This window comes from Pirellulales bacterium, from assembly GCA_036490175.1.
Taxonomy (GTDB): domain Bacteria; phylum Planctomycetota; class Planctomycetia; order Pirellulales; family JACPPG01; genus JACPPG01.
In genome coordinates, this window is sequence record DASXEJ010000041.1 from 1 (window position 1) to 2596 (window position 2596).

General features: G+C 58.5%; 4 protein-coding genes. 3 read left to right on the forward strand and 1 reads right to left on the reverse strand.

Features of this window, described 5'->3' with window-relative positions:
* Together VGG64_03355 and VGG64_03360 are read left to right on the forward strand one after the other, a co-directional pair.
* Positions 1-190 (forward strand): hypothetical protein (locus VGG64_03355; GenBank protein HEY1598610.1); only part of this gene is annotated, 190 nt, incomplete at its 5' end.
* 116 nt (positions 191-306) lie between these two features.
* Positions 307-960 carry a PEP-CTERM sorting domain-containing protein gene (locus VGG64_03360; protein ID HEY1598611.1) on the forward strand — a complete coding sequence of 218 codons (654 nt, stop codon included), beginning with the start codon at positions 307-309 and terminating at the stop codon, positions 958-960.
* Here VGG64_03360 and VGG64_03365 read toward each other — a convergent pair.
* Positions 957-2330, reverse strand: coding sequence for a DUF418 domain-containing protein (locus tag VGG64_03365; protein HEY1598612.1), 1374 nt, complete (start codon positions 2328-2330; stop codon positions 957-959). The two genes, VGG64_03360 and VGG64_03365, sit on opposite strands and share 4 nt — an antisense overlap.
* A 53-nt stretch (positions 2331-2383) precedes the next feature.
* On the opposite strand from VGG64_03365, the gene VGG64_03370 reads away from it, so the two are divergent.
* On the forward strand, positions 2384-2596 hold a 213-nt coding region (locus tag VGG64_03370; protein ID HEY1598613.1), incomplete at its 3' end, for a hypothetical protein.

Sequence of the window (2596 nt, forward strand, 5' to 3'; positions counted from 1 at the left end):
TTTACTTTATCTCGACAACACACCCCCCTACTCTCAACGGGCCGCTAGTGACGACCACCTAGGCTTTCCGCTGCCGCGCTTAACGCCATTAATGCGTTCGAGCAGTTCAGCAAGTCGAGGTATCTACGGTGTGATTCGCGTCCGCCTATTGGCCGCTTCGCGCGCGGTGGCCTTTCTGGGCTACTCGTAGGCTCCTCAACGTTGATGCTGCCCTTGGAACGCGGAGTTGCTTTCTGCGCGGCACCAACATCCGTGAACGATCGTCATTGAAGACCATTCCTTTGTCCGTTCTTAAAGAGGACCATCATGCTGCGCAGCACTGTATTTATCGTGGCCGTCTTGTGCGGCATGGTTTGTAGTCAAGCCACTGCCGTGACCTTGACCGTTACCGAAACAGCGACCGGGTCGGGCATTTTTAATGGAACGCCCTTCACCAATGCTCTAGTAACGCTGACTGGCACTCTCAACTCGGGCACCTTCGAGGTCGACAACCCTCCTGATGGATTTGCCTCGGTCAAGCTCACCGGAAACGCGACGATCTCCGTCTTGGGTGTATCGGACACGCTGACGGGCCATAGCGTTAATCCGAACAACGGCTCACAGTTTAATGGTCCCTTCGAACTGGATAGTACCTCCTTGTCCACAAATGGCACGACGTTCACGGGCGCCGATATCGGACTTTCAGCCGAGATCCTGATTCTTTCGACCAGCGATATGGCGGCGAATTATGCCACCACGCTCGCGGGGCCGGGGACGTATTCTGGCCAGGCGGGGAACAGTGTTGGCTACGAATTTGCGACGGCCAGCGGCGGGTTTTTTCAGCTAACCTCCCCGCCAACCGGTGGCACCGTGACCATTGCCGCTGTCCCAGAACCTGGCAGTCTGGTTCTTTCCTGCCTCGGTACCGTCGGTGTGGCACTGCTCGCCTTCCGCAAACGTCGCCGCGTCTCGAAGACTTAGGGGAGCTCGTCCCCGAGCCTTGCCGTCGAGATCGGCGTGCCTCGCCAAAGCGCTTGCGCCTGCCAATAGGTCAGCGACCGCCAGGCCCATTCGGCTGGCCCGAACAAGAAATAGCGCAGCCAGATCGGGCTGATTACCAGCTGCACGGCCCAAATGCCGAGTACCACAAAATAAAGCTGGTAACGTTGGAGCGAACCGAAAAGCCCAAAACCATAGCCATTGAAGATCGTCGTACACACCAGCGTCGTGGCCAGGTAATTGGTCAGGGCCATGCGGCCTACGGCCGCCAGGCTCGCAGTCAGCATCCGAAATAGTCCGGCCTGCACGACGAGCATCACCACGCCGATGTACGCCAGGGCGATAGCAAGACGCCCCGGATCGTACGTGGCCGAGACCCAGGCAATGTCGATCGGGTCGAATCCTCGGCTATAGGTCCACCACGTGGCAAAGGTGTGTAGGGGCAGACCAAACGCGAAACCGGCGACAGCAAGCGCCGCATAGAATTTCGCTGAACTCGCAGCCGAGATTACTCCCAATTTCATCAGCCCCATGCCGACGAGCATCATGCCGACGGTGTCGCAAAACTCGCCAACGCTCAATGGTTCGATGTCCTCGAACCGATGAACGAACAGCTTCCAATACCCGCCGCGATAAACGTCGAGCGTTTCTTGAATCGTGTTGGCGTCAGGATGGGCGTTGTCGAGCACATCTTGCCATTGGGTTAGTCGATCACGTTCGCTCCTTGTCAGGGCGTGGCCGGCGGTTTCCTGGCCTTGCGCCTCGACCGCCGCGGCGTGCCGCCGTTCCAGTTGCCAGGCGGTAATGGCCGCGAGGGGAACCGTCAGCGTCAGAACGAGCACGCCAAGAGTCACCAGCGTCGGCCCGTACAACTTCCGGAAGGGATACAAAAACAAACCCAATAAGCCGTACCTGGCGAGAATATCTCCGTCCCAAAAGAAATAGGAATGGACCAGCCCGAAGGCCAGTAGCCAGAGCGTGCGGCGGTAATAAATATCTGCCACGCGGCCGACATCGCCCCGGCGTTCAAACCGCTCTGTCAGCAAGATGACGCCGGCGCCGAAGACGATGGAAAACAGCGCCCGCATCTTTCCTTCGAAGAGCACCGTAGTTACGAACCAGACGTTCGTATTGGTATCGCGAGGGGAGTCGACAATCAGATTGTGCTGGCCCTCGAAAGGAAGACCGAAGTCAGTGATGTTGATCAGCAAGATGCCCAATAAGGCCGCACCGCGCAGCACGTCTATTGCCGAGATTCGATCGGCGACAGCCACTGGATCAGTCAGCGTGGCCGGCTCGGCGGCCAGTTCGAGAGGATTGGCGATTGGTGCAGCGCCGGAAGTCTCGTACATCCCATTGCTCGTGTCGGTTGGTAGGCTGTGCCTGCCGGCAATTTGAGTGACGCTTGCGGAAGATGACAATCGCGGGCCGGCAAAAGTTCTATCGCTGTACCGGCCCCGGCCAGGTTGGTCCCAAGACCAGCGGTTTACCTGCTATTCGCCCCTGGAAAGTGCGGGGATTCCGACGAGTGCCGGCATTGGGCCGTTTCCATCGTCTCGGCGCACCGTTTGCTCAATGTATCAAATGGCGTGGGTCGGGCTGGCTGTTGGCATCAGCT

Bases quoted from the DNA above. Each gene is read 5' to 3' on its own strand.
- VGG64_03365 (HEY1598612.1), bottom strand. From the start codon at position 2,330: ATGTACGAGACTTCCGGCGCTGCACCAATCGCCAATCCTCTCGAACTG.
- VGG64_03360 (HEY1598611.1), top strand. From the start codon at position 307: ATGCTGCGCAGCACTGTATTTATCGTGGCCGTCTTGTGCGGCATGGTT.